The sequence below is a fragment of the Desulfovibrio sp. ZJ369 genome (assembly GCF_011039085.1).
Taxonomy (GTDB): domain Bacteria; phylum Desulfobacterota; class Desulfovibrionia; order Desulfovibrionales; family Desulfovibrionaceae; genus Desulfovibrio.
The window spans coordinates 1-2,344 of sequence record NZ_JAAKEI010000090.1 but is presented as its reverse complement, the minus strand read 5'-3'; the positions used below and the strand labels follow the sequence as shown (position 1 = coordinate 2,344).

At 53.2% G+C, this 2,344-nt stretch carries 3 protein-coding genes and 1 pseudogene; 1 reads left to right on the top strand and 3 read right to left on the bottom strand.

Annotated elements, in window-relative coordinates; translation table 11 throughout:
• Window positions 1-113: pseudogene (locus G7Y51_RS13845) on the bottom strand (IS5/IS1182 family transposase); the annotation flags it as partial.
• Window positions 114-537: 424 nt separating this feature from the next.
• On the opposite strand from G7Y51_RS13845, the gene G7Y51_RS13365 reads away from it, so the two are divergent.
• A complete protein-coding gene (locus tag G7Y51_RS13365) occupies window positions 538-867 on the top strand; it encodes a hypothetical protein (RefSeq protein ID WP_206214354.1) in 330 nt (109 codons plus the stop codon).
• Here G7Y51_RS13365 and G7Y51_RS13360 read toward each other — a convergent pair.
• Both G7Y51_RS13360 and G7Y51_RS13355 read right to left on the bottom strand, forming a co-directional pair.
• Complete coding sequence (locus G7Y51_RS13360) at window positions 864-1,301, bottom strand: hypothetical protein (RefSeq protein WP_165178235.1); 438 nt, start codon at window positions 1,299-1,301, stop codon at window positions 864-866. The two genes, G7Y51_RS13365 and G7Y51_RS13360, sit on opposite strands and share 4 nt — an antisense overlap.
• Before the next feature lie 296 nt (window positions 1,302-1,597).
• Entirely contained in the window at window positions 1,598-2,161 is a 564-nt protein-coding gene (locus G7Y51_RS13355; RefSeq protein ID WP_165178233.1) for a phage tail protein, read from the bottom strand.
• Between the last annotated feature and the right edge of the window lie 183 nt (window positions 2,162-2,344).

Genomic DNA, 2,344 nt, shown 5'->3' with positions numbered 1-2,344 from the left:
AGACGATTATCCTTCGCAGTTACTCCCCTGACGCCCTCTCTGCCCGGCAAGTGTGGTTTCAAAATTTCCCAAAGGCCATCAGATATATCGTGGCGACGGTGAGCTGGTATCATTCATCCCCCCAGGTTGGTAGAGAGGAAGTAATTATTCGTCAGCAATTATCAATTGACGACGCACCCTAAAGTCAAAAAAACAAACTTTGGATCTGGAAAGCCTATTGTCGTGATACCGGTCAACTCATCGACTGGGAATGTGGAGGGCGTGATCAGGCTACCCTCCACAGATTGATGGAGCGATTGAAAAAGTGGAAAGTCTGGTTTTACTGTACGGACAAGTGGAAGGTTTGTCCTCTGGAGATAGCCGAAAACGATCTGCTTCAGGGGAAAAGTGGCACAGTCCGCATAGAAAGGAACAATTGTCGCCAGCGTCACTGGTTTGCCAGATTCCGCCGAAAGTCGGTCGTTGTTTCACGAAGTCTGCACATGGTTGACTTGACGATGGCTCTTTTTGCCAGATTTCATGTGAATGGAACTCTGGATGGCATTAAAACATTATTTAGTTAATACTTTCTTTTTGCGGGGGCATGGGGGAAATTCCGCAGGGCTGGGAGCGCATCAGGGGCATGCTACAAGAAATTATGATGGTGTCGGTTATATTTGGACGGGGTTTGGAGCAGATTTACGAGCAAGTGGAGCATTCGTCTGGAACAGCTCATGGGGAATTTCAGCACCTGCCGCTTCATGGGGAGGATGGACCTGTAATCAATATCGAATTGATGTTTCTCCTGCCGCTTACGGTGTGCCTGTTGCCAATGAAGTGCGTCCCGATAACCAGGCCGTCCGCTATCTCATCAGGGCTATGCCTTAACGTGCCCGGATCAGGTAGCGCACAGCCCGGTTCACTGGACGAATTTCGCTATCGACTGGAGTAACACGCGAAGCGTAGAAATTGGCTCCGCGTTTAGCCCAGCCCCCTCCTGCAAATGGCGGATGCACGCCTGAATCCGAGGGGCTGCCGTAGTACATGGCCCCCTGGGTGCTTGTTCCCCAACCAGGTGCGATCAGTTCAGGAAAACGCCCCCAAATCTCCCGGATCGCATCACCCTGAACCTGGCCAAGTTCTGCACTGTTGTGCGTCACGGTGCCATAATGCGTTGACGTATGGGAGCCGTGACCACGCAAAAAAAGTCCGCGCAAATCGGGAACTCGCCCGCCCACAAGCGCGAACAGTTCCGGATAAGCGCGGCACTGCCGTAGAAAACATTGCCGGGCGGGGAGAATCAGAATATAAGGAACGGGCACGGCTACCCCCTTCCAGATCTGCGCCCGGCACGACGCAAACCATCAAAGGGGGTGCCGCATGAGACGCTTTGTCGTCTTGGTGTTGCTGGTACTCCTCGCCCTGCTGCTGCGGGGCGACAGTCGGCCTTAAACGAGGCTGGCCCCGTATCAGCGAGCACTGATACGGGGCCGTAGGTAAAAACGCTGCGGTAGCCGTGCACGGGGGCGCAAACCGCGCCGTGCCAGCCCCGGTTCCTGTTGACGCAGGAGCCGGGGTTCCCTTTTTAGATAACCCCTTCATGCCTGATTGGCAAGTATCAGGGCCGGACTCGGATCAGGTAGCGTACTGCCATATTTTTAGGGCGGTTTTCTTCGGCTGTGGGTACGACGCGGGAGGCGTCAAATTTGGATTGGGCAATATTTGTCCAGCCACCAGAGTAGTGGCCAAAGCCAGGATTAAAAGAACGGTTGACATAAAAAACACCGTCTGCCCCACCATCCTGCAATCCAACAATCACCCCTTGAATATTCCTAATTGCATCGTTTTGGGCCGTGCCCAGCGCCGCGCTGTTTCCCCCATGTCCCCTGAGAAACAGTCCCTTCAGATCCGGCACGCTTCCGCCCACAAGCGCAAACAGTTCCGGATAAACTGACCGCGAGATGCTTTGTCCGTTACATTCCAGCCAGTTACTCATATCTTCCGGGTTCGTCGCAACTGGCCATGCAATGATGGTCCCGACCGGGACGCCGCCCGATCCTTGGGCCTTTACTGCCACCTTTGTGGAATCAAAGCTTGTGGCGTCTGCGCCGTGGGCCGCCTGGGCAGACAGGAAGAGCAGAAAGAGCCAAAGGAACAGCGGGAAGGAACGAAATCTTTGCATTTGAAATCTCCCAAGAGAAAGGGGCTGGTCAGCCAGCCCCGGACGTACGTTAGAGCATTTTCACTTTGAAGTTACCTAACTTATTTCAGGAAGTCCAAATATGTCTGATTAGCATGTAGTTTCAATATGTTAACCAGGCATCTTTGCCTTATCCCATCCACAAAAATCCACCTGCATCCACAA